This window comes from Streptomyces sp. NPDC087215, assembly GCF_044744885.1.
Lineage (GTDB): Bacteria > Actinomycetota > Actinomycetes > Streptomycetales > Streptomycetaceae > Streptomyces.
This window is the reverse complement of sequence record NZ_JBIUZD010000002.1, coordinates 893,484-913,126: the sequence shown is the minus strand read 5'-3', so window position 1 is coordinate 913,126 and position 19,643 is coordinate 893,484. Positions and strand designations below refer to the sequence as shown.

General features: G+C 71.4%; 15 protein-coding genes. 1 reads left to right on the top strand and 14 read right to left on the bottom strand.

Annotated features, from left to right (window positions below; translation table 11 throughout):
• Positions 1-59: 59 nt before the first annotated feature.
• From ACIO92_RS08665 to ACIO92_RS08610, 12 genes are all read right to left on the bottom strand, one after another.
• Complete coding sequence (locus ACIO92_RS08665; protein ID WP_003976875.1) at positions 60-395, bottom strand: RNA polymerase-binding protein RbpA; 336 nt, start codon at positions 393-395, stop codon at positions 60-62.
• Between the two features lie 77 nt (positions 396-472).
• Positions 473-703 (bottom strand): preprotein translocase subunit SecG, encoded by a 231-nt coding sequence (secG, locus tag ACIO92_RS08660; RefSeq protein ID WP_017238647.1) that lies wholly within the window; start codon positions 701-703, stop codon positions 473-475.
• A gap of 97 nt (positions 704-800) precedes the next feature.
• Positions 801-1,577 (bottom strand): triose-phosphate isomerase, encoded by a 777-nt coding sequence (gene tpiA, locus ACIO92_RS08655; protein ID WP_366443015.1) that lies wholly within the window; start codon positions 1,575-1,577, stop codon positions 801-803.
• Between the two features lie 7 nt (positions 1,578-1,584).
• The gene (locus ACIO92_RS08650; RefSeq protein WP_366443014.1) at positions 1,585-2,796 is read right to left on the bottom strand and encodes a phosphoglycerate kinase; all 1,212 of its coding nucleotides are present in this window, start codon (positions 2,794-2,796) and stop codon (positions 1,585-1,587) included.
• 104 nt (positions 2,797-2,900) lie between these two features.
• Positions 2,901-3,911 carry a type I glyceraldehyde-3-phosphate dehydrogenase gene (gap, locus tag ACIO92_RS08645; RefSeq protein ID WP_366443013.1) on the bottom strand — a complete coding sequence of 337 codons (1,011 nt, stop codon included), beginning with the start codon at positions 3,909-3,911 and terminating at the stop codon, positions 2,901-2,903.
• A gap of 218 nt (positions 3,912-4,129) precedes the next feature.
• Positions 4,130-7,081, bottom strand: a complete 2,952-nt coding sequence (locus ACIO92_RS08640; protein WP_366443012.1) for a M14 family zinc carboxypeptidase — start codon at positions 7,079-7,081, stop codon at positions 4,130-4,132.
• 152 nt (positions 7,082-7,233) lie between these two features.
• Complete coding sequence (gene whiA / locus ACIO92_RS08635) at positions 7,234-8,223, bottom strand: DNA-binding protein WhiA (RefSeq protein WP_030205188.1); 990 nt, start codon at positions 8,221-8,223, stop codon at positions 7,234-7,236.
• On the bottom strand, positions 8,214-9,239 hold the full coding sequence (gene yvcK, locus ACIO92_RS08630) for a uridine diphosphate-N-acetylglucosamine-binding protein YvcK (RefSeq protein ID WP_351794812.1): 1,026 nt from the start codon (positions 9,237-9,239) through the stop codon (positions 8,214-8,216). The genes whiA and yvcK overlap by 10 nt, the downstream gene beginning before the upstream one ends.
• Positions 9,236-10,216, bottom strand: a complete 981-nt coding sequence (gene rapZ / locus ACIO92_RS08625; RefSeq protein WP_351794815.1) for an RNase adapter RapZ — start codon at positions 10,214-10,216, stop codon at positions 9,236-9,238. The genes yvcK and rapZ overlap by 4 nt, the downstream gene beginning before the upstream one ends.
• Positions 10,213-12,366: an excinuclease ABC subunit UvrC gene (gene uvrC, locus ACIO92_RS08620; RefSeq protein WP_402279264.1), complete on the bottom strand. Its 2,154-nt coding sequence runs from the start codon at positions 12,364-12,366 to the stop codon at positions 10,213-10,215. The genes rapZ and uvrC overlap by 4 nt, the downstream gene beginning before the upstream one ends.
• Before the next feature lie 128 nt (positions 12,367-12,494).
• Positions 12,495-13,376 (bottom strand): hypothetical protein, encoded by an 882-nt coding sequence (locus ACIO92_RS08615; protein ID WP_402279267.1) that lies wholly within the window; start codon positions 13,374-13,376, stop codon positions 12,495-12,497.
• 13 nt (positions 13,377-13,389) lie between these two features.
• A complete protein-coding gene (locus ACIO92_RS08610) occupies positions 13,390-13,992 on the bottom strand; it encodes a papain-like cysteine protease family protein (RefSeq protein ID WP_366443009.1) in 603 nt (200 codons plus the stop codon).
• Positions 13,993-14,221: 229 nt separating this feature from the next.
• Here ACIO92_RS08610 and ACIO92_RS08605 point away from each other — a divergent pair, with 229 nt between their 5' ends.
• Positions 14,222-15,151 (top strand): hypothetical protein, encoded by a 930-nt coding sequence (locus ACIO92_RS08605; protein WP_366443008.1) that lies wholly within the window; start codon positions 14,222-14,224, stop codon positions 15,149-15,151.
• A 76-nt stretch (positions 15,152-15,227) separates the two neighbouring features.
• Here the strand turns inward: ACIO92_RS08605 and ACIO92_RS08600 are convergent, their stop codons facing one another.
• Entirely contained in the window at positions 15,228-15,665 is a 438-nt protein-coding gene (locus tag ACIO92_RS08600; RefSeq protein WP_366443007.1) for a Rieske (2Fe-2S) protein, read from the bottom strand.
• A gap of 734 nt (positions 15,666-16,399) precedes the next feature.
• Positions 16,400-19,507 carry an excinuclease ABC subunit UvrA gene (gene uvrA / locus ACIO92_RS08595; protein WP_402279272.1) on the bottom strand — a complete coding sequence of 1,036 codons (3,108 nt, stop codon included), beginning with the start codon at positions 19,505-19,507 and terminating at the stop codon, positions 16,400-16,402.
• Positions 19,508-19,643 lie beyond the last annotated feature (136 nt).

Below are 19,643 nucleotides of genomic sequence, written 5' to 3'. Positions count from 1 at the left end.
GCCTTGCCCGCGAACCAGGTTCGCGGGCAAGGCCCGTTCGTCACACCGTCACACCGTGCTCAGATCTCGCCGCGCAGTTTCGCCAGCGCCTCGGCGAGGATCGCCTCGCCGTCGGCGTCGCTGCGACGCTCGCGCACATAGGCGAGATGGGTCTTGTACGGCTCCGTGCGCGGCGGGTCCGGCGGGTTGTCCCGGTCCTGACCTGCCGGGAAGCCGCAGCGCGGGCAGTCCCAGGTCTCCGGGACCTGCGCGTCGCTGGCGAAGCTCGGCTGGGTCTCGTGCCCGTTCGAGCACCAGAAGGAGATGCGGAGGCGCGGTGCCGACTCGCCCCGCTCGGCCTCACCCATCGGCCCCGCCCCGACCCGGCTTCCCCGGATCGCGTTGCCACTTGCCACGGTCGTAACTCCCTGCGTGATGGTGCTCGAAGATGCCCCAGTCTACGTAAGGCCCAACGCGCGTCCAGTGTTCGGAGTTACCCGTCCAACTTCATCAGCAGGCCGAGCACCACAATGCAGGCGAACCAGAGCAGACCCACCACGACGGTGATCCGGTCCAGATTGCGCTCGGCGACCGAGGAGCCTCCCACGGAGGACTGCATTCCGCCACCGAACATGTCGGAGAGGCCGCCGCCCTTCCCCTTGTGCATCAGCACGAGCAGCATCAGCAGCCCGCTGAAGACGATCAGGGCGATCGAGAACCCCATAACCACGGCTGAACCAACTTCCTCGGACTTATACGGACGGGGGCCGGGCACCTGCCCGACCCCCGCAAGGGTACGACGTAACTCCGCTACCGCATACTCACTGGTCGCGGAAGCGCACGATCTTGACGAACTCGTCGGTGTCCAGCGCCGCGCCGCCGACGAGAGCCCCGTCGACGTCCGGCTGCGCCATGATCGCGGCGACGTTGCCGGACTTGACCGAGCCGCCGTACTGGATGCGGACCTTGTCGGCCAGCTCCTGGGAGTACAGCTCGGCGAGACGGCCGCGGATCGCTCCGCAGACCTCCTGCGCGTCCTCCGGGGTGGCGACCTCGCCGGTGCCGATGGCCCACACCGGCTCGTACGCGATCACGATCGTCTCGGCCTGCTCGGCCGGGACGTCCTTCAGACCGCCGTCGAGCTGGGCGAGGGTGTACTCGACCTGCTTGCCGGACTTGCGGACGTCCAGGCCCTCGCCGACGCAGAGGATCGGGGTCAGGCCGTGCTTGAACGCGGCCTTCACCTTGGCGTTGCAGACCTCGTCGTTCTCGGCGTGGTACTGGCGGCGCTCGGAGTGGCCGACGGCCACGTAGGCGCACTTCAGCTTGGCCAGCATCAGGCCCGAGATCTCGCCGGTGTAGGCGCCGGAGTCGTGCTCCGAGATGTCCTGGGCACCGTACTTGATCTTGAGCTTGTCGCCGTCGACGAGGGTCTGCACCGAACGGAGGTCGGTGAAGGGCGCCAGGACGGCGACCTCGACCTCGTCGTGGTCCTTGTCGGTCAGCGCGAAGGCGAGCTTCTGGACGTGGGCGATGGCCTCGAGGTGGTTGAGGTTCATCTTCCAGTTGCCCGCCATCAGCGGGGTGCGGGTGCTCATAAAGGGGTCAGTCCTCCAGTGCGGCGAGGCCGGGAAGCGTCTTGCCCTCGAGGTATTCGAGGGAGGCGCCACCACCGGTCGAGATGTGGCCGAACGCGTTCTCGTCGAAGCCCAGGATGCGGACGGCCGCGGCGGAGTCGCCACCGCCGACGACCGTGAAGGCCGGGGAGTCGACGAGCGCCTGGGCGACGGCCTTGGTGCCCTCGGCGAAGTCGGGGTGCTCGAAGACGCCCATCGGCCCGTTCCAGAAGACGGTGGCCGCGTCGGCGAGCTTCGAGGCGTAGAGCTTACGGGTCTCCGGACCGATGTCCAGGCCCTCCTGGTCGGCCGGGATGGCGTCCGCGGCGACCGTGGTGGGGTGGGCCGGAGCCTTGGTCTTGAGGTCGGGGAACTCGGGCGAGACCAGGACGTCGACGGGGAGCACGAACTCCACTCCGCGCTCGTCCGCCCGCTTCAGGTACTCCTGGACCACCGGGACCTGGTCCTCCTGGAGCAGCGAGATGCCGACCTCGTGGCCCTGGGCCTTGAGGAAGGTGTACGCCATGCCGCCGCCGATGAGGATGCGGTCGGCCTTCTCCAGGAGGTGGTCGATCACACCGAGCTTGTCGGAGACCTTGGCGCCGCCGAGCACGACCGCGTACGGCCGCCGGACGTCGTCCGTGAGCTTCTTCAGGACGCCGACCTCGGTGGCGATCAGGTAGCCCGCGGCGTGCGGGAGGCGCGCCGGGAGGTCGAAGACCGAGGCGTGCTTGCGGTGGACGGCGCCGAAGCCGTCGCCGACGTAGAGGTCGGCGAGGGCGGCGAGCCGGTCCGCGAAGGCGCCGCGCTCGGCGTCGTCCTTGGACGTCTCGCCCGCGTTGAAGCGCAGGTTCTCGATGACGGCGACCCCGCCGTCGGTGAGGGCCGCGACGGTGGCGGTGGCGGACTCGCCGACCGTGTCCGTCGCGAAGGCCACCGGGGCGCCGAGCAGTTCGCCCAGCCGGGTGGCGGCCGGGGCGAGGGAGAACGCCGGGTCCGGGGCTCCCTTGGGGCGGCCCAGGTGGGAGGCGACGACGACCCGGGCGCCCGCGTCGGCGAGTGCCTTGACGGTGGGCACGACGGCGCGGATACGGCCGTCGTCGGTGATGCTGGTGCCGTCGAGCGGCACGTTGAGGTCGGCGCGGACGAACACCCGCTTGCCGGAGACGCCTTCGGCGAGAAGCTCGTCGATCGTCTTCATCTGTCACAGACTCCTTGGTACGCGGTGGAGCACACAAACAGGGCTCGCACAGCGCGGCGTTGCGCTGCCCGAGCCCTGCTCACATCGAAAGCCTGTCCTGAAGCTTAGAGCTGACCGCCGACGAAGACGGTGAGGTCGACGAGGCGGTTGGAGTAACCCCACTCGTTGTCGTACCAGCCGAGGATCTTCACCGTCGAGCCGTCCTGGACCATGGTCAGGGAGGCGTCGAAGGTGCAGGAGGCCGGGTCGCTCACGATGTCCGAGGAGACGATCGGGTCCTCGGTGTAGAAGAGGAAGCCCTTGAGGTCGCCGTCTTCGGAGGCCTTCTTGAACGCGGCGTTGACCTCGTCCTTGGTGACCTCGCGGTCGAGGGTGACGACCAGGTCCGTGGCGGAGCCGGTGGGGACCGGGACGCGCATGGCGATGCCGTCCAGCTTGCCCTTGAGCTGCGGGAGGACCAGAGCGGTGGCCTTGGCGGCACCGGTCGTGGTCGGGATGATGTTCTCCGCGGCGGCGCGGGCGCGGCGCAGGTCCTTGTGCGGGAAGTCCAGGATGCGCTGGTCGTTGGTGTACGCGTGGACCGTGGTCATCAGGCCCTTGACGATGCCGAAGTTCTCGTCGAGGACCTTGGCCATCGGGGCGACACAGTTGGTCGTGCAGGAGGCGTTCGAGATGACGTCGTGCTTCGCCGGCTCGTACTTGTCCTGGTTGACGCCCATGACGATGGTGATGTCCTCGTCGGTGGCCGGAGCCGAGATGAGGACCTTCTTGGCGCCGCCCGCGAGGTGCTTCGCGGCGTCGGCGCGCTTGGTGAAGATGCCGGTCGACTCGATGACGATGTCGACGCCCAGCTCGCCCCACGGAATGTCGGCGGGGTCACGCTCGGAGAGCACCTTGATGGTGCGGCCGTCCACCGTGATGGTGTCGGCGGTGTGGCTGACCTCTGCCTTGAGGCGGCCCAGAATGGTGTCGTACTTCAGCAGGTGCGCCGTGGTCGCGGTGTCGCCCAGGTCGTTGACGGCCACGATCTCGATGTCCGCACCCTGCTCAAGGAGCGCACGGAAGTAGTTTCGGCCGATGCGGCCGAACCCGTTGATGCCTACGCGGATCGTCACGAACCGATCTCCTCGTCAGGTACGTCGGCGTGCTCGACGCCGACGAGATTTTTGTTTTTTGGGATGTCCCCGACCGGTTACGACCCTACCGCCCCGGGGGCCCGGGGGTGACATCGAGCGCATCCGTACGAGCTCGGAAAGTGAGCGGAAAAGGCCGACGGCCCGTACCTGCCAACGGGTACGGGCCGTCGTGGGACCTTTGTCCCCACTACTCTCCGTCAGCGGTGGAGCACCCCGAGGGCGCGTCCGACGAGCCTGGCGCGCTCGTTCGCGCCGGGCACGTGCTCCAGGCCGAAGCCGAGGAGGACGGTGTCCCGGGTGGTGACCGCGGCCTGGGAGTGGAAGAGCGCGGCGGAGCGCGTCCAGTCCGAGGTGTTGCCGGGGCTGCCCGCGGGCGCGCCGGGCACGGTCCAGGCGCCGAAGGAGGTCTCGAAGCCCTCGGTGTCGGTGGTGGCCCCGGTGACGAGGCGGACGTCGTCGACGAAGGCGCCCGTCTCACCGGTGCCGGGGTCGGAGACGTACGACACCGAGAGCTCGACCTTCTTGCCCGCCCAGGCGCTCAGGTCGACGGAGGCCTGCCGCCAGCCGTTGGAGGGGCCGGTGAAGGCGTGCCAGGCGCCGGTGGTGCCGGTGGTGGCGCAGCCGTCCTCGCCGACGGTGAGGTAGTGGGCGAGGAAGGGGTGGCCCCGGACGTAGAAGCCCTCGCCGCAGTCGGCGGGCGCTTCGTTCGTGGTGCCGCCGTTGGTGTCGGGCAGGGTGGTCCAGTCGTCCTGGCCGACGGTGTGGGCCTCGACGACGAGGTTGTCGTAGCCGGGCTCGGTGTCGTAGCTGATCTGGAAGTCCAGGCGCGGTGCGGCCGCAGCGGCGACGCCGGTGAGGTCGACGGTCCTGCTGAGCCGGGCCCAGGTGTCGTCCGTGTGCTTGACGGCGGCGAAGGTGCTGCCCTCGGCGGGCTCGAAGGGGGTGCGGATGCCCGGGTAGTCACCGGCGGAGGAGCTGTCGGCGAACTGCGGGAAGTCCTTCGGCTTCAGGGTGTCCGAGGTGACGGTGTAGGCGCCCGCGTTGTCCAGCGGGTTGTCGGCGGCGGCGGCGAGACCGGCGCCGATGCCCTTGAAGGCGCCGCTTCCGGCGAAGGCGGGCGGGTTCTTGAGTCCGGCCCGGTGGTAGGCGCCGAGGTAGTACTGGGCGAAGTCGTTGGACTCGGCCTGCCCGATCCGGGTGAGACCGCCGGTCTTCTCACCGGCGTTGACGAGCTTGCCGCCCTCGTTGAGGTAGGCGCGGACGGCGAGCTGGGTGGTCCCGGAGGGCCGCTCGGCCCCGGTGTACCAGACGACGGTGCGGAAGTGGGAGAGCACGCCGAGGGCGTCCGGGGTGCCCTGGGTGGCGACGTCCCAGACGGCGGCCTTGCGGCCGTTGTCGGCGAGCGCCTTCACATAGGCGGCGGTGTGCCGGGCGGCGGTGGTGCCGCCCTCGTCGGCGAGGACGAGGACGTCGCCCTTGGGTCGCTCGGCCACCCGGTAGGTGAAGGGGGCGGCGGCGGTGGCCCGGCCCTCGCGGGTGCGGGCGGTGAACCAGACCTGGACGGAGTCGCCCGGCCGGGCGTCCTCGACCTCGGCGCGGTACTCGTCGAAGTAGACGTTGTCCTCGCCGCCGAAGGTCTCGCCGCCCTTCCAGGCGTCGAGCCGCTCGCTGTGGGTGCGGCCGCCGTTGATCCGGTACTTCAGGGTCTTGTCGCGCAGGGACTTGCGCGCGGTGACCGCGATCTCCTGGTCCCCGCCCCGGGCGTAGGAGGTGGTGAAGGCCTTCGGGGTGAAGTCGGGGGCCTCGATGCCGACCGGGGAGACGGGCCGGTCGGGGTGGGCCGCGGTCTCGGCGACGGCGAGCGCGAAGGGGATGTTCTTGGCGAACTCGGCCTGGATCAGCTTCTCGTCGTCCGGGAAGGTGAAGACGGAGGCGCAGTCGGCCGGGTTCCAGGCGTCGTTCGGGTCCACCCGGGAGGCGGTGGCGCAGGTCGACATCTCCGGGGTGAACATCTGCATCCCGTTGACGTTGGCGGCGTGTCCGTCCGCCTCGCCGTTGGTGATGTACAGCTCCGAGGAGACCTGCGGCCGGTAGCCGGGGACGGCCGAGTTCTGCGGGGTGCCCGCGAGGGCCTTGAGGGCCACGTCGTCGGGCGTGTCGGTGGCGATCTGCCAGCCCACGCCGTACAGCAGCAGTTGGGCGGCCGAGTGGTAGTTGATGCCGTAGGTGAAGCCGATGCGCTTCTGGAAGGCGTCGACGGCCTTGGTCTCGGGCTCCGACATGGGGCCCTTGCCCCGGAAGGTCTCGTCGGTCGGGTCGGGGGACGAGCCCTCGTTGTCGTAGCCCCACTTGTAGGAGAAGTTGCGGTTGAGGTCGACGCCGTCGGCGGCCGTGATCCGTCCGTCGCCGTCGTTGTCCCGGATGTTCTTGCGCCACTGCCGGTTGCCGGGGTCGGCGTGCGTGTAGTCGTACCCGTCCGGGTTGGCGGAGAGCACGAACCACAGCTCGGTGGAGTCGACGATCCGGGTGATCCGCTCGTCCTTGCCGTAGTTCTCCAGGTAGTGGTGGAGCAGCCGCCGGGTCATCTCGGGGGTGATCCACTCACGGGCGTGCTGGTTCGACATGTACAGCGTGGCGGGCTTCGAGCCGTCCTTGGTGCGCTGGGCGCCCCTGGTCAGCTTCAGGGCGAGGATGTCCTGGCCCTTGACGGTCCTGCCGATGGAGACGACCTTGGTGAGACCGGGGTGGGCCCGCGCGGTGTCCAGGATCTCCTGCTTGAGGCCGTTCGGACCGCCGTACGGGCGGAAGACGCCGTCCCCCGCGGCGGCCACCCGCTTCTCGGCCTGGGCGGACAGGCTGTGCTCGGCGAGCCGGACCCCCTGGCCGCGCAGCTGTCCCGCCTGTTCGCCGGTGAGGAAGAGCTCGACCGTGGCGGAGCCCTTGGCGGGCACCCGTTCGGTCAGTTCGTGGGCGTCGGCACCGGCTTCCAGGAGCAGCGGCACCTGCTCGGCGGTGACCTGGGCGCGCCATACGGAGAGGGCGTCACCGCCGTCCCGGTCGTTCGGCTGCGCTCCGGCGACGGGTGCCGCCGCCATTCCCGCGATCAGCAGTGAAGCCGCGGCGAGGATCGATCTCGCTCTGCGTCTCATGAGCCCCCCTTGCTGTTGTCTGCCTCGTAGATGAACAGACGCCAGGCTCATGGGCACCCATGGGCCTGTCAAGGGTGCCGCACCAGGGGTACGGGAAACCGCCGGTGCCCGGGAAGGGCACCGGCGGCGCGGAGCCTGCCGTTCCGTACGGCTCAGCCGACGAGGCTGTCGTCCAGTTCCTCGGTGAGGTTGGACTCGGTCCCGGGGATGCCCAGGTCCTGGGCCCGCTTGTCGGCCATCGCGAGGAGCCGGCGGATGCGCCCGGCCACCGCGTCCTTGGTCAGCGGCGGGTCGGCGAGCGCGCCCAGCTCCTCCAGGGAGGCCTGCTTGTGCTCCATGCGGAGCCGCCCGGCCGCCGCGAGGTGCTCGGGCACCTCCTCGCCGAGGATCTCCAGGGCCCGCTGCACCCGGGCCCCGGCCGCCACGGCGGCACGGGCCGAGCGGCGCAGGTTGGCGTCGTCGAAGTTGGCCAGCCGGTTGGCGGTGGCGCGGACCTCGCGCCGCATCCGCCGCTCCTCCCAGGCCAGCACCGACTCATGGGCGCCGAGCCGGGTGAGCAGGGCGCCGATCGCGTCGCCGTCGCGGACGACGACCCGGTCCACGCCCCGGACCTCACGGGCCTTCGCCGCGATGGAGAGCCTGCGCGCCGCGCCGACCAGGGCGAGCGCGGCCTCCGGGCCGGGGCAGGTGACCTCCAGGGAGGAGGAGCGGCCGGGCTCGGTCAGCGAGCCGTGGGCGAGGAAGGCGCCCCGCCAGGCCGCCTCCGCGTCGCAGGTGGCCCCGGAGACCACCTGCGGGGGGAGGCCCCGGATGGGGCGGCCCCGGCCGTCGACCAGGCCCGTCTGCCGGGCGAGCTGGTCACCGCCCGCGACCACCCGCACCACGAAGCGCGAGCCGCGCCGCAGCCCGCCGGGGGCCATCACGATCAGCTCCGAGCTGTGCCCGAAGATCTCCAGGATGTCCCGCTTGAGGCGGCGGGCCGCCATCGCGGTGTCCAGCTCCGCCTCGATCACGATGCGGCCGCTCACCAGGTGCAGCCCGCCCGCGAACCGCAGGATCGACGAGACCTCTGCCTTCCTGCAGCAGGTCCGGGTGACGGGAAGCCGGGAGATCTCGTCCTTCACCGCTGCCGTCATCGCCATGGGCCGATCCTTCCATGCATCCGAAAAATACGGTCGTACGCGGCGGCCAACAGCTCCGGGTCGTGCTTCGCGGAGCCGTCGGGCCCGGCCACCGGCGCCAGCTCGACCGCGGCGCCGAGCCGCTTGGCGGCATCGGCGAGGGACTCTCGGTCGGGCACGGCTGCCTCGTCGGCGAGCACCACGTCCAGGGCGAGTTTAGGGGCGTGTCGTCCCAAAACCTCCAAATGACGCTGCGGTGAGAACCCCTCGGTTTCTCCGGGCTGTGGCGCGAGGTTCAGCGAGAGGACCTTCCGGGCCTTCGTCTCGGCCAGCGCGTCGAGCAGTTCGGGGACGAGGAGGTGCGGGATCACGGAGGAGAACCAGGAGCCGGGACCGAGGACCACCCAGTCGGCGTCCAGGACGGCCGCCACCGCCTCGGGCGCCGCGGGCGGGTCGTGCGGCACCAGGTGCACGGACTGCACGTCACCGGGGGTGAGCGCCACGGTCGCCTGGCCCCGTACGGTGTCCACCTCGTCCGGGCGCTCCGGGTCGTGGCCCTTGACCAGGGCCTGGAGCTCCAGGGGCACGGCGGACATGGGCAGCACCCGGCCCTGGGCGCCGAGCAGTCTGCCCACCAGGTCGAGGGCCTGCACGGGGTCGCCGAGCTGCTCCCAGAGGGCGACGATCAGCAGGTTTCCGACGGCGTGCCCGTTGATCTCGCCCTTGGACTGGAAGCGGTGCTGGATCACCCGGGCCCAGGTCTGGCCCCAGTCGTCGTCGCCGCAGAGCGCGGCGAGCGCCTTGCGGAGGTCGCCCGGGGGCAGGACGCCCAGCTCCTCCCGGAGCCGGCCGCTGGAGCCGCCGTCGTCGGCGACGGTGACGACGGCGGTGAGGTCGCCGGTGATCCGGCGCAGGGCGGCGAGGGAGGCCGAGAGGCCCATGCCGCCGCCCAGGGCGACCACCTTCGGCTGGGCGCCGCGCCTGCGGAGCGTGCGCCGTGCCGTGAGGGTGGAGGCGCGTCGGCGGGTCGGCCTCACTCGCGCCCCATGTCCCGGTGCACGACGACGGTCTCGACCCCTTCGGCGGCGATGCGGGCGGCGAGCCGCTCGGCGGTGGCCACGGAGCGGTGCTTGCCGCCGGTGCAGCCCACGGCGATGGTCACGTACCGCTTGCCCTCGCGGCGGTAGCCCGCGGCGATGAGCTGGAGCAGTTCGGTGTAGCGGTCGAGGAACTCCTTGGCGCCGGGCTGGTTGTAGACGTAGTTCGACACCTCCTCGTTGAGGCCGGTGAAGGGGCGCAGCTCGGGGACCCAGTGCGGGTTGGGCAGGAAGCGCATGTCGACGACGAGGTCGGCGTCGACCGGCAGGCCGTACTTGAAGCCGAAGGACATGACGGTGGCCCGCAGCTCGGGCTCCTCGTCGCCCGCGAACTGGGCGTCCATCTTGGCGCGCAGTTCGTGGACGTTGAGGCTGGAGGTGTCGATGACCAGGTCGGCGTCGCCGCGCAGTTCGCGGAGCAGGTCACGCTCGGCGGCGATGCCGTCGGTGATGCGGCCGTCGCCCTGGAGCGGGTGGGGCCTGCGGACCGACTCGAACCGCCGGACCAGGGCGTCGTCGGACGACTCCAGGAAGACGATCCGGCGGGTGACCCGCTTGGCGTCGAGGTCGGCGAGGGATTCGCGGAGGTTGTCGAAGAACTGCCGGCCGCGCACGTCGACGACGACGGCGATCCGGGCGACATTGCCCTGGGAGCGGGCGCCGAGCTCCACCATGGTGGGGATCAGCGCGGGCGGCAGGTTGTCCACGACGAACCAGCCGAGGTCCTCCAGGCACTTCGCCGCGGTGGACCGGCCCGCTCCGGACATGCCGGAGATGATCACCAGCTCGGGGATGGCCGTCTCGGCGCCGTCGTCGCCGGGGGATTCCTTCGTGCCCGTACTCACGTGTCCTGCTCCGTCTTCTCGGTCGTGCTCGTCGTGCGGGTGGTGCGCGTGCTGCCGCGCGGACACGGTCATGCCGTGCCGTCCCCGTCGTCTTCCATGATCTCTCCTGTCGCCGTGTTCACGGCGGGTGCGGCGGGGGCCGTCCGGGCGAGTGCCACGACGACCGCCTCCGCGGTCTTCCGGCCCATGCCGGGGACCTCGCAGATCTGGTCGATTGTCGCCTGCCGGAGCCGCTTGACCGAGCCGAAATGCTTGATCAGTGCTTGTTTCCGGGTGTCGCCGAGGCCGGGGACGCCGTCGAGGGGGCTGCTCCGGAGACGTTTGGTCCGCTTGGACCGCTGGTAGCGGATGGCGAAGTCGTGGGCCGTGTCACGGACCCGCTGGAGCAGATAGAGGCCCTCGCTGGAGCGGGGCAGGACCACCGGGTCGTCCTCGCCGGGCAGCCAGACCTCCTCCAGTCGCTTGGCGAGCCCGCAGACGGCGATGTCGTCGATGCCCAGTTCGTCGAGGGCACGCCGGGCCGCGGCGACCTGCGGCTGCCCGCCGTCGACGACGACGAGCTGCGGCGGGTAGGCGAAGCGCCTGGGGCGCCCGCTCTCCTCCGGGTCCTCGAAGGGACTCCCTGGGCCGGGTACGGCGTCCTCGGGGCCGGTCCCGGTGGTCCCGGGGCCGGGTACGGCGTCGTGCCGGAGGTCCTGGCCGACGGCCTCGGGGCCGGTGCCGTCGCCGCCGTGGCCGGTCGTGACGACCTCAGGGCCGGTCGTGACGGCCTCGGGACCGGTCGTGACGCTCCCGGCCGTCGGCGCCCACTCCCCCGTCCGGTCCTTCTCCGCGAGGTAGCGGCGGAAGCGGCGGCCGATCACCTCGTGCATGGACCGGACGTCGTCCTGGCCCTCGAAGCCCTTGATCTGGAAGCGGCGGTACTCGCTCTTGCGGGGCAGCCCGTCCTCGAAGACCACCATGGAGGCGACCACGTCCTCGCCCTGGAGGTGCGAGATGTCGAAGCACTCGATCCGCAGCGGCGCCGAGGCCAGGTCCAGCGCCTCGGCGATCTCCTCCAGGGCCCGGGAGCGGGTGGTCAGGTCGCTGGCGCGCTTCGTCTTGTGCAGGACGAGTCCCTGCTGCGCGTTCCGCGCGACGGTCTCCATCAGGTCCTTCTTGTCGCCGCGCTGCGGGACCCGCAGCGAGACCTGGGAGCCCCGGCGGCCGGACAGCCAGGCGGCCACGGCCGCCGCGTCCTCGGGGAGCGCCGGGACCAGGACCTCCTTGGGGACCGCGTCGCCGCTCTCCTCGCCGTACAGCTGCTGGAGGGCGTGCTCGACGAGTCCGGCCGTGTCGACGGCCTCGACCTTGTCGGTGACCCAGCCGCGCTGGCCCCGGACGCGCCCGCCGCGCACGTGGAAGATCTGCACCGCGGCCTCCAGCTCGTCCTCGGCGAGGGCGATCAGGTCGGCGTCGGTGGCGTCGGCGAGGACCACCGCGCTCTTCTCCATGGCGCGGCGCAGGGCCTCTATGTCGTCACGGAGGCGGGCCGCCCGCTCGTACTCCATGTCCTCGGCCGCCAGCGTCATCCGCTTCTCCAGCCGGCGGATGTACGCGCCGGTGCGGCCCGCCATGAAGTCGCTGAACTCCTCGGCCAGTTCCCGGTGCTCCTCGGGGGTGACCCGGCCGACGCAGGGCGCCGAACACTTGCCGATGTAGCCGAGGAGGCAGGGGCGGCCCGCCGAGGCCGCGTTCCGGAAGACGCCCGCCGAGCAGGTGCGGACGGGGAAGACCCGCAGCATCAGGTCGACGGTCTCGCGGATCGCCCACGCGTGCGCGTACGGCCCGAAGTAGCGCACGCCCTTCTTCTTGTGGCCGCGCATGACCTGGACGCGCGGGAACTCCTCGTTCATCGTCACCGCGAGGTACGGGTAGCTCTTGTCGTCCCGGTACTTGACGTTGAACCGGGGGTCGTACTCCTTGATCCAGGAGTACTCCAGCTGGAGCGCCTCGACCTCGGTGGAGACCACGGTCCACTCCACGGAGGCGGCCGTGGTCACCATCGTCGCCGTGCGCGGGTGCAGGCTCGCGAGCGGCTGGAAGTAGTTCGCGAGGCGCTGGCGCAGTGACTTGGCCTTGCCGACGTAGATCACCCGGCGGTGCTCGTCGCGGAACTTGTAGACCCCCGGGGAGTCGGGGATCTGACCCGGCTTGGGGCGGTAGCTGGAGGGGTCTGCCATGCTCCCCACCCTACTGGCGGGGGCCGACACTCCGGCTCCGCCGACGGGTTGGCGGAGCGGCGGCGCCCCGGGCGGGAAAGGGGTTCCCGCCCGGGGTTCGGGCCTGGTCCGGGAGGGGAGTCCCGGGGTCAGGCCGAGTCGGTCCCGGCGGCCGCGCGGCGGCGGCGCACCACCACCGCGCCCGCCAGGGCGAGGGCCAGTGCCGCGCCCGCGCCCGCCGTGGCGGCGGTGACGGCCGTGTCACCGCCGGTGTCCGCCGCGTGGGAGACCGGCACGGCGGCCGGGGCCTGCGCCCGTACCTGTGCCCGTGCCTCGGGCCCGGCCGGGGACTGGGCCCGCGGGTCGTAGCCGCCCGCCGCGCCCTTCTTCGCGTAGGCCGAGCCGGGGAGCTTGTCGCCGTACGCCTGGGCGACCCGCTTCCCGTACGCGGCCAGCGTGGTCCCGTTCCGGCCGACGGCGCGCACCGCGTCCTCGTCCAGCGGGAGGACCTTGGTGCCCTTCTGGACGTACCACGCGTCGATCTGCGGCTCGCGGAAGACGAGCCCGCCGGGCAGCAGACGTCCGCCCTGCTCGGCGTAGCGGATCTCGTCGTCGCCGGTGGCTATGTTCACCACCTGCCAGCCGCTCGCCTGCCGCACGGTCCACAGCGAGGCCTTCCGGCCGTCCGGGGCGACCGCCCGGGTGGCGCGGAACTCGACGCGGGCGACCGGTGCCCCCGCCTTCCCGGCGACGAAGTCCGGGGAGAGGAAGCTCACCGGAACGGAGCCGTCCTCGACGCGCGGGGCGGCGGCCGTGCGGGCGGCGGCCCCCTTCTCGGCGCCCGCCTTGGCGCCCGCCTGGCTCTGGGCGAAGAACCGGGACAGGGTGTCCACGGTCCCGGGCGCGGAGGCGGCGAGCTCCGGGGTGGGCGCGGACGGCGGCGGCGCGGCGGCCGCCGTGGACGGGAACGCCCCCAGGAGGAGGAGCGCGGCGGTGCCGAGGACTCCGGCGCCCGTGGCACGTGCGTTCATGGGGTTCACGCCGTCACGCCCCGATCCGGTAGAGCGAGTGGGTCCAGGAGAACGAGTTGTTGTTGGTGTACCAGGCGTGCGAGGCCCAGCTGTACCGGTCGCTGGAGGGCCAGGGGTCGCCCCAGTAGACCCAGCTGTTCGTGTCGTCGTAGCCGTAGATCACATGCATGTGGCCGCCGCCGCTGGACCACTGGATACGGGTCTCGACCGGCCGGTCCGCGTTGATCTCGGCCTGCACGGTGGGGTACCGCAGCCAGCCGGTCACGTACGAGCCGGGGCTGATCCCGGCCCAGCTCAGGCCGGTCTGGACGTTGCCGAGGGTGGCCTGGTTGTTGGGGCAGTCGTAGCCCTGCTGGCGGTTGAAGGCGGCGTTGCAGAACTGGTTCTGGCTGTAGTTTCGGCCGTACCAGGTGGCGATGGTGTTGCCGGCCGCGGCCCAGCACCAGTTGGTCTTCAGCTGGGCCTGCATGGTGATGTTCAGCCGCTTGGTGGCGAGGGCCGCCGCGGGGGCGGACTCACCGGTGGCGCCACCCGGCGAGGCGGACGCCGAGGTGGTGGGGACGAGGAAGAGGGCAGCCGCGGCGAGTGCCGCGAGGTTCAGCATTCTTCTGCGCATCGCGTTCCTCCCTGGAGCGGGGGGTGTGGGGATGGAGGATCGCGTCCGGACGCTGGTCAGGAGCATGTTCCGTTGTCCTGAGCCGGTCAACACGCTTCAATGCGGGGTGACATCGGACTGTGAACGGTGTGACCCGGGTGTGAACGGACACCCTCGGTCCACCAGCCCGCCCACCCCTCGCGGTGCGACGGTCCGTACCACCGCCGTGAACGTTCACTGAGGAGTCCTCGTGAGCCACACCGAGGCCGATCTGGTGCAGCTCCTGCACACCGGTCCTTTCCATCTGGCCCTGCGCACCGCGTTCGCCGTGCGCGGGCTGCCGCTCCAGCGGGTCCAGCACCATCTGGCGCACCGGGGCATCCGGGTCGGGGTGACGAGCCTGAGCTACTGGCAGCAGGGCGCCCGCCGCCCGCAGCGGCCGGAGTCCCTGAAAGCGGTCCGCGCCCTGGAGGAGGTGCTCCAGCTGCCGGGGAACTCCCTGCTGCGGCTGCTCTCGGAGGACGCCGCCGCGCGGTCGGACGTGGAGCGGCCCGCGGGCCGGTCGTACCGCTCGCTCGTGGAGGCGTCCGGCTCGGTCGAGGAGCTGCTCGCGGACCTCGAGTCACCGGCGGACGGCGGCCTGCACACGGTCGGACACCACGAACGGGTGCGGATCGGGCCGGGCCGGGAGCTGCTGGGGCGCGAGTCGCAGCACGTGGTGCGGGCGCACCGGAACGGGGTGGACCGCTATCTGGCCATCCACCACGGGGACCGGGGCTGCGATCCGTCGCGGGTGGCGGTGCGCGCCCTGGAGAACTGCCGGACCGGGCGGGTGCGCTGGCACGCGGAGACGGGGGTGGTGGTCGCCGAGCTGCTCTTCGACGCACGGCTGCGGGCCGGGGACACGTACCTCTTCTCGTACGGCTTCGAGGACGGTACGGCGGGGGCGAGCGGGGAGTACGTGCGCGGGTTCAGCTTCGCGGGCGGGCAGTACGTGCTTCAGGTGCGCTTCGACGAGACGGCGCTGCCGGTGCGGTGCCGGAGGTTCGCCCAGGTCTCGGCGGGTGCACCGCGCGGCGGGCGGGCGGAGCTGACCCTGAGCGGCAGGCACCGCACGGTGCACGTCGTGGAGCAGGGCGTGCGCCCGGGAATCCTGGGGGTGGACTGGGACTGGGCGTAGGGCGCGGCCCCACCGGGGGGCGGGGGGTGGGCCGGGCGACGGGGTGAGGCCGGGGTCGAGGGCCGGTCCGTCCGGGTCAGGCCTTGGGCGCGGTCTCGGGGCCCGCGATCAGTTCGCCGTTCACGACCCGGACCGGGATCTCGGGGAGCGGGACGGTGGCCGGGCCCTTGAGCGCCTTGCCGGTCGTGGTGTCGAAGCGGCTGCCGTGGCAGGGGCAGTTGCCCTCGTTCTCCTCGACCTTGTCGAGGACGCAGCCCGCGTGGGTGCACTGGGCGCTGAAGGCCTTGTACTGGCCCTTGGCGGGGCAGCTCACGACGAGGCGCTGCTCGCGGTAGAGCCTGGAGCCGCCGACGGGGATCTCGTCGGGGGAACCGAGCGGGACCGGGGCGGTCGGGGTGGGCACCTGGGCGTGGCCGAGCTTGGAGTCGGTGGAGCAGGCGGCGACTCCCAGTCCGGCGGCACCGGCGAGGGCGGCGCCTTTCAGGACGGTGCGACGGCTGGACTGGCCGGACATGTGCGCTCCACGGTGAGATCGGGGACAAGCCCCCCAGGCGGTGACCGAACCGACGATACCGGCGTCCTCCGAGCCCTCCGACGAGGGGGCCCGCCCGAGGCCCGTGGGGCCGGGACGGGGGCGGTGGGCGCCGCCCCGGGCCGGTGCCCCTCCGGCCGTGGCATGGCCTGGGGTCCGGGCTCTGCGGTGCCGCCCCGGGCTCCTCCACAGGACGTACGCGGCGGGCGGCGGAGCCCTGTGGTCCTGTGGTCGAGCCTGTGCGTACGGCACGTGGTGCCGCTCCTCCGGGCCCCGTCCCCGAGCGGGAGCCGCCGGACGCGGCCCACGGGGCTGTGGAGCCCTGCGAAGGCCGGTCCCGGGCTCTGTGGATACCCGGGGGCCGGGGACCCTGTGTATCCGCGGGCCCGGAAGCCGGTCCAGGGCTCTTGGGGCCGGACCCTGACACGTGGGAAGCGGGGTCGCCGTCTCCGGACGCCTCGCCCCGGGGCGGCGACCGGGTCAGGCCCCCGGAGACCGGTCCAGGACCCGTAGAAGTTCGGGGTGCCTGGGCTCCTCACCCGGAAGACGTGTCCCCCGAACCCCTTGAGGCCGGGCCCGTAGAGCCGGGGGCAGCCCTCTCCGGACGCCTCGCCCGGAGGTGGCGACCGGGTCAGACCCCTCGAAGGCCGGGGCCTGCCGCTCCCCGGTCCGTACGCCTGGGGTGTCGCCCCGGCGTACGGACCCGGACGCCCGTCTCAGGCCTTGCGGGATCTCGCCGTGGCCTTCTTCGCCGTGGTCCCGCCGGTGGCCTTCTTCGCGGCCGTCCTCCGCGCCGGAGCCGGAGCCTCGGCGACGGTCCCGGCGGCGGCCTTCGCGGCCGTCGCCCTCTTGGCCGTCGTCTTGGTGACGGTCGCCTTCTTGGCGGCGGTCTTCGCGGGGGCCTTCTTCGCCGCCGCCGCCGTCTTCTTCGCCGTCGTCTTCTTCGCACCGCGCGGCGCGGGCTCCGCGTCGCTGATCCGGTCCGCGCCGAGGACCTCGCGGAGGAACTTGCCGGTGTGGCTGGCCGGGACCGCCGCGACCTCCTCCGGGGTGCCCTCTGCGATGACGAGACCGCCGCCGCTGCCGCCCTCGGGGCCCATGTCGACGACCCAGTCGGCGGTCTTGATGACATCCAGGTTGTGCTCGATGACGATCACCGAGTTGCCCTTGTCGACAAGGCCGGACAGGACCGTGATCAGCTTCGAGATGTCCTCGAAGTGCAGACCGGTGGTGGGCTCGTCGAGGACGTAGACCGTGCGGCCCGTCGAACGCTTCTGGAGTTCGGAGGCGAGCTTCACGCGCTGCGCCTCGCCGCCGGAGAGCGTCGGCGCGGACTGGCCGAGCCGGACGTATCCGAGGCCGACCTCGTTGAGCGTGCGCAGATGGCGCGAGATCGTCGGGACGGCCTCGAAGAAGTCGAGGGCCTCCTCGATCGGCATGTTCAGGACTTCGGCGATGGACTTGCCCTTGTAGTGGACCTCCAGGGTCTCCCGGTTGTACCGGTCGCCGTGGCAGACCTCGCACGGGACGTACACGTCCGGGAGGAAGTTCATCTCGATCTTGATCGTGCCGTCGCCGGAGCAGTTCTCGCAGCGGCCGCCCTTCACGTTGAAGGAGAACCGGCCGGGCAGGTAGCCCCTGACCTTGGCCTCCATCGTCTCCGCGAAGAGCCTGCGGACGTGGTCGAAGACACCGGTGTACGTCGCCGGGTTCGACCGGGGGGTACGGCCGATGGGCGACTGGTCGACGTGCACGACCTTGTCGACGAGGTCGTCGCCGTCCACCCGGGTGTGGCGTCCCGGCACCGACTTGGCGCCGTTCAGCTCGCGCGCCAGATGGGTGTAGAGGATGTCGTTGACCAGGGTCGACTTGCCCGATCCCGAGACGCCGGTGACGGCGGTGAGGACGCCCAGCGGGAAGGAGACGTCGATGTCCCGCAGGTTGTTCTCACGGGCCCCGTGCACGGTGAGCGCCCGGTCGGGGTCGATCGGGCGGCGGATCTCCGGTGTGGGGATGCTCCGGCGGCCGGACAGGTACTGCCCGGTCACCGACTCCTCGTTGGCGAGGAGCCCCTTCATGGTGCCGGAGTGGACGACCTTGCCGCCGTGCTCCCCGGCGCCGGGGCCGATGTCGACGATCCAGTCGGCGATCTTGATGGTGTCCTCGTCGTGCTCGACGACGATGAGCGTGTTGCCCATGTCCCGGAGCCGGACCAGGGTCTCGATGAGCCGGTGGTTGTCGCGCTGGTGGAGGCCGATGGACGGCTCGTCCAGCACGTACAGCACACCGACCAGGCCGGAGCCGATCTGGGTGGCGAGCCGGATGCGCTGGGCCTCACCGCCGGAGAGGGTGCCCGCGGCGCGGTTGAGCGAGAGGTAGTCGAGGCCGACGTCGACGAGGAAGCGCAGCCGCTCGTTGACCTCCTTGAGGACCCGCTCGGCGATCTGCTTGTCCCGGGCGTTGAGCGTGAGGCGGGAGAGGAACTCGGCGCAGTCGCTGATGGACATCGCGGAGACCTCGGCGATGGACCGGTCCATGACCGTGACCGCCAGGACGATCGGCTTCAGGCGGGTGCCCTCGCAGGTGGGGCAGGGCACCTCGCGCATGTACCCCTCGAAGCGCTCGCGGCTGGAGTCGCTCTCGGCCTCGGTGTGCCGCCGCTTGACGAAGGAGACGGCGCCCTCGAAGGCGGGGGTGGTGTAGGCCCGCTCCCGTCCGTACCGGTTGCGGTAGCGGACCTCGACCTGGGTCTTGTGCCCGTACATCAGGGCCTTCTTGGCGCGCTGCGGCAGTCCCGCGTACGGGATGTCGGTGCGGAAGCCGAGGGCCTGGGAGAGGCCGCCGATGAGCCGGCCGAAGTACTCCTTGGTGTGGCCGTGCGACCAGGGGTGGATGGCGCCCTCGTCGAGCGACTTGTCCTCGTCGGGGACGATCAGCTCCGGGTCGACCTCCATCCGGGTACCGATGCCGGTGCAGTCGGGGCAGGCGCCGAAGGGCGAGTTGAAGGAGAAGGAGCGGGGCTCCAACTCCTCGAAGGAGAGGTCGTCGTACGGGCAGTAGAGGTGCTCCGAGTACATCCGCTCGCGCTCGGGGTCGTCCTCGGGGAGGTCGACGAAGTCGAGGACGACCATGCCGCCGGAGAGGCCGAGGGCGGTCTCGACGGAGTCGGTGAGGCGGCGCTTGGCGCTGTCCTTGACGGTGAGGCGGTCGATGACCACCTCGATCGTGTGCTTCTCCTGCTTCTTCAGCGTGGGCGGCTCGCTGAGCTGCACGGTCACGCCGTCGACCCTGGCCCTGCTGTAGCCCTTGGTCTGGAGGTCCGCGAAGAGGTCGACGAACTCGCCCTTGCGCTCGCGCACGAGCGGGGAGAGCACCTGGAACCGGCTGCCCTCGGGAAGCTCCAGGACCCTGTCGACGATGGCCTGCGGCGACTGGCGGGAGATCGGGCGGCGGCACTCGGGGCAGTGCGGCTTGCCGATGCGGGCGAAGAGGAGGCGGAGGTAGTCGTAGACCTCGGTGATGGTGCCGACCGTCGAGCGCGGGTTGCGCGAGGTCGACTTCTGGTCGATGGAGACGGCGGGCGACAGACCTTCGATGAAGTCGACGTCCGGCTTGTCCATCTGGCCGAGGAACTGCCGTGCGTAGGAGGAGAGCGACTCGACGTAGCGGCGCTGCCCCTCGGCGAAGATCGTGTCGAACGCGAGGGAGGACTTGCCCGATCCCGAGAGCCCGGTGAAGACGATCAGGGAGTCACGGGGGAGGTCGAGCGAGACGTTCTTGAGGTTGTGCTCACGAGCGCCACGGACGATGAGACGGTCGGCCACGCCGGTCCGCACCTTTCTTCAGAGAGCGGATGTGCCAGTACATCCAACGCTTCAACCATGCCGGATGCTTCCATCGAGCCTATAGCACGCACATTCGATTTCCGGCCTCCCGGAGACCTCTTCACCCGAACGAGTG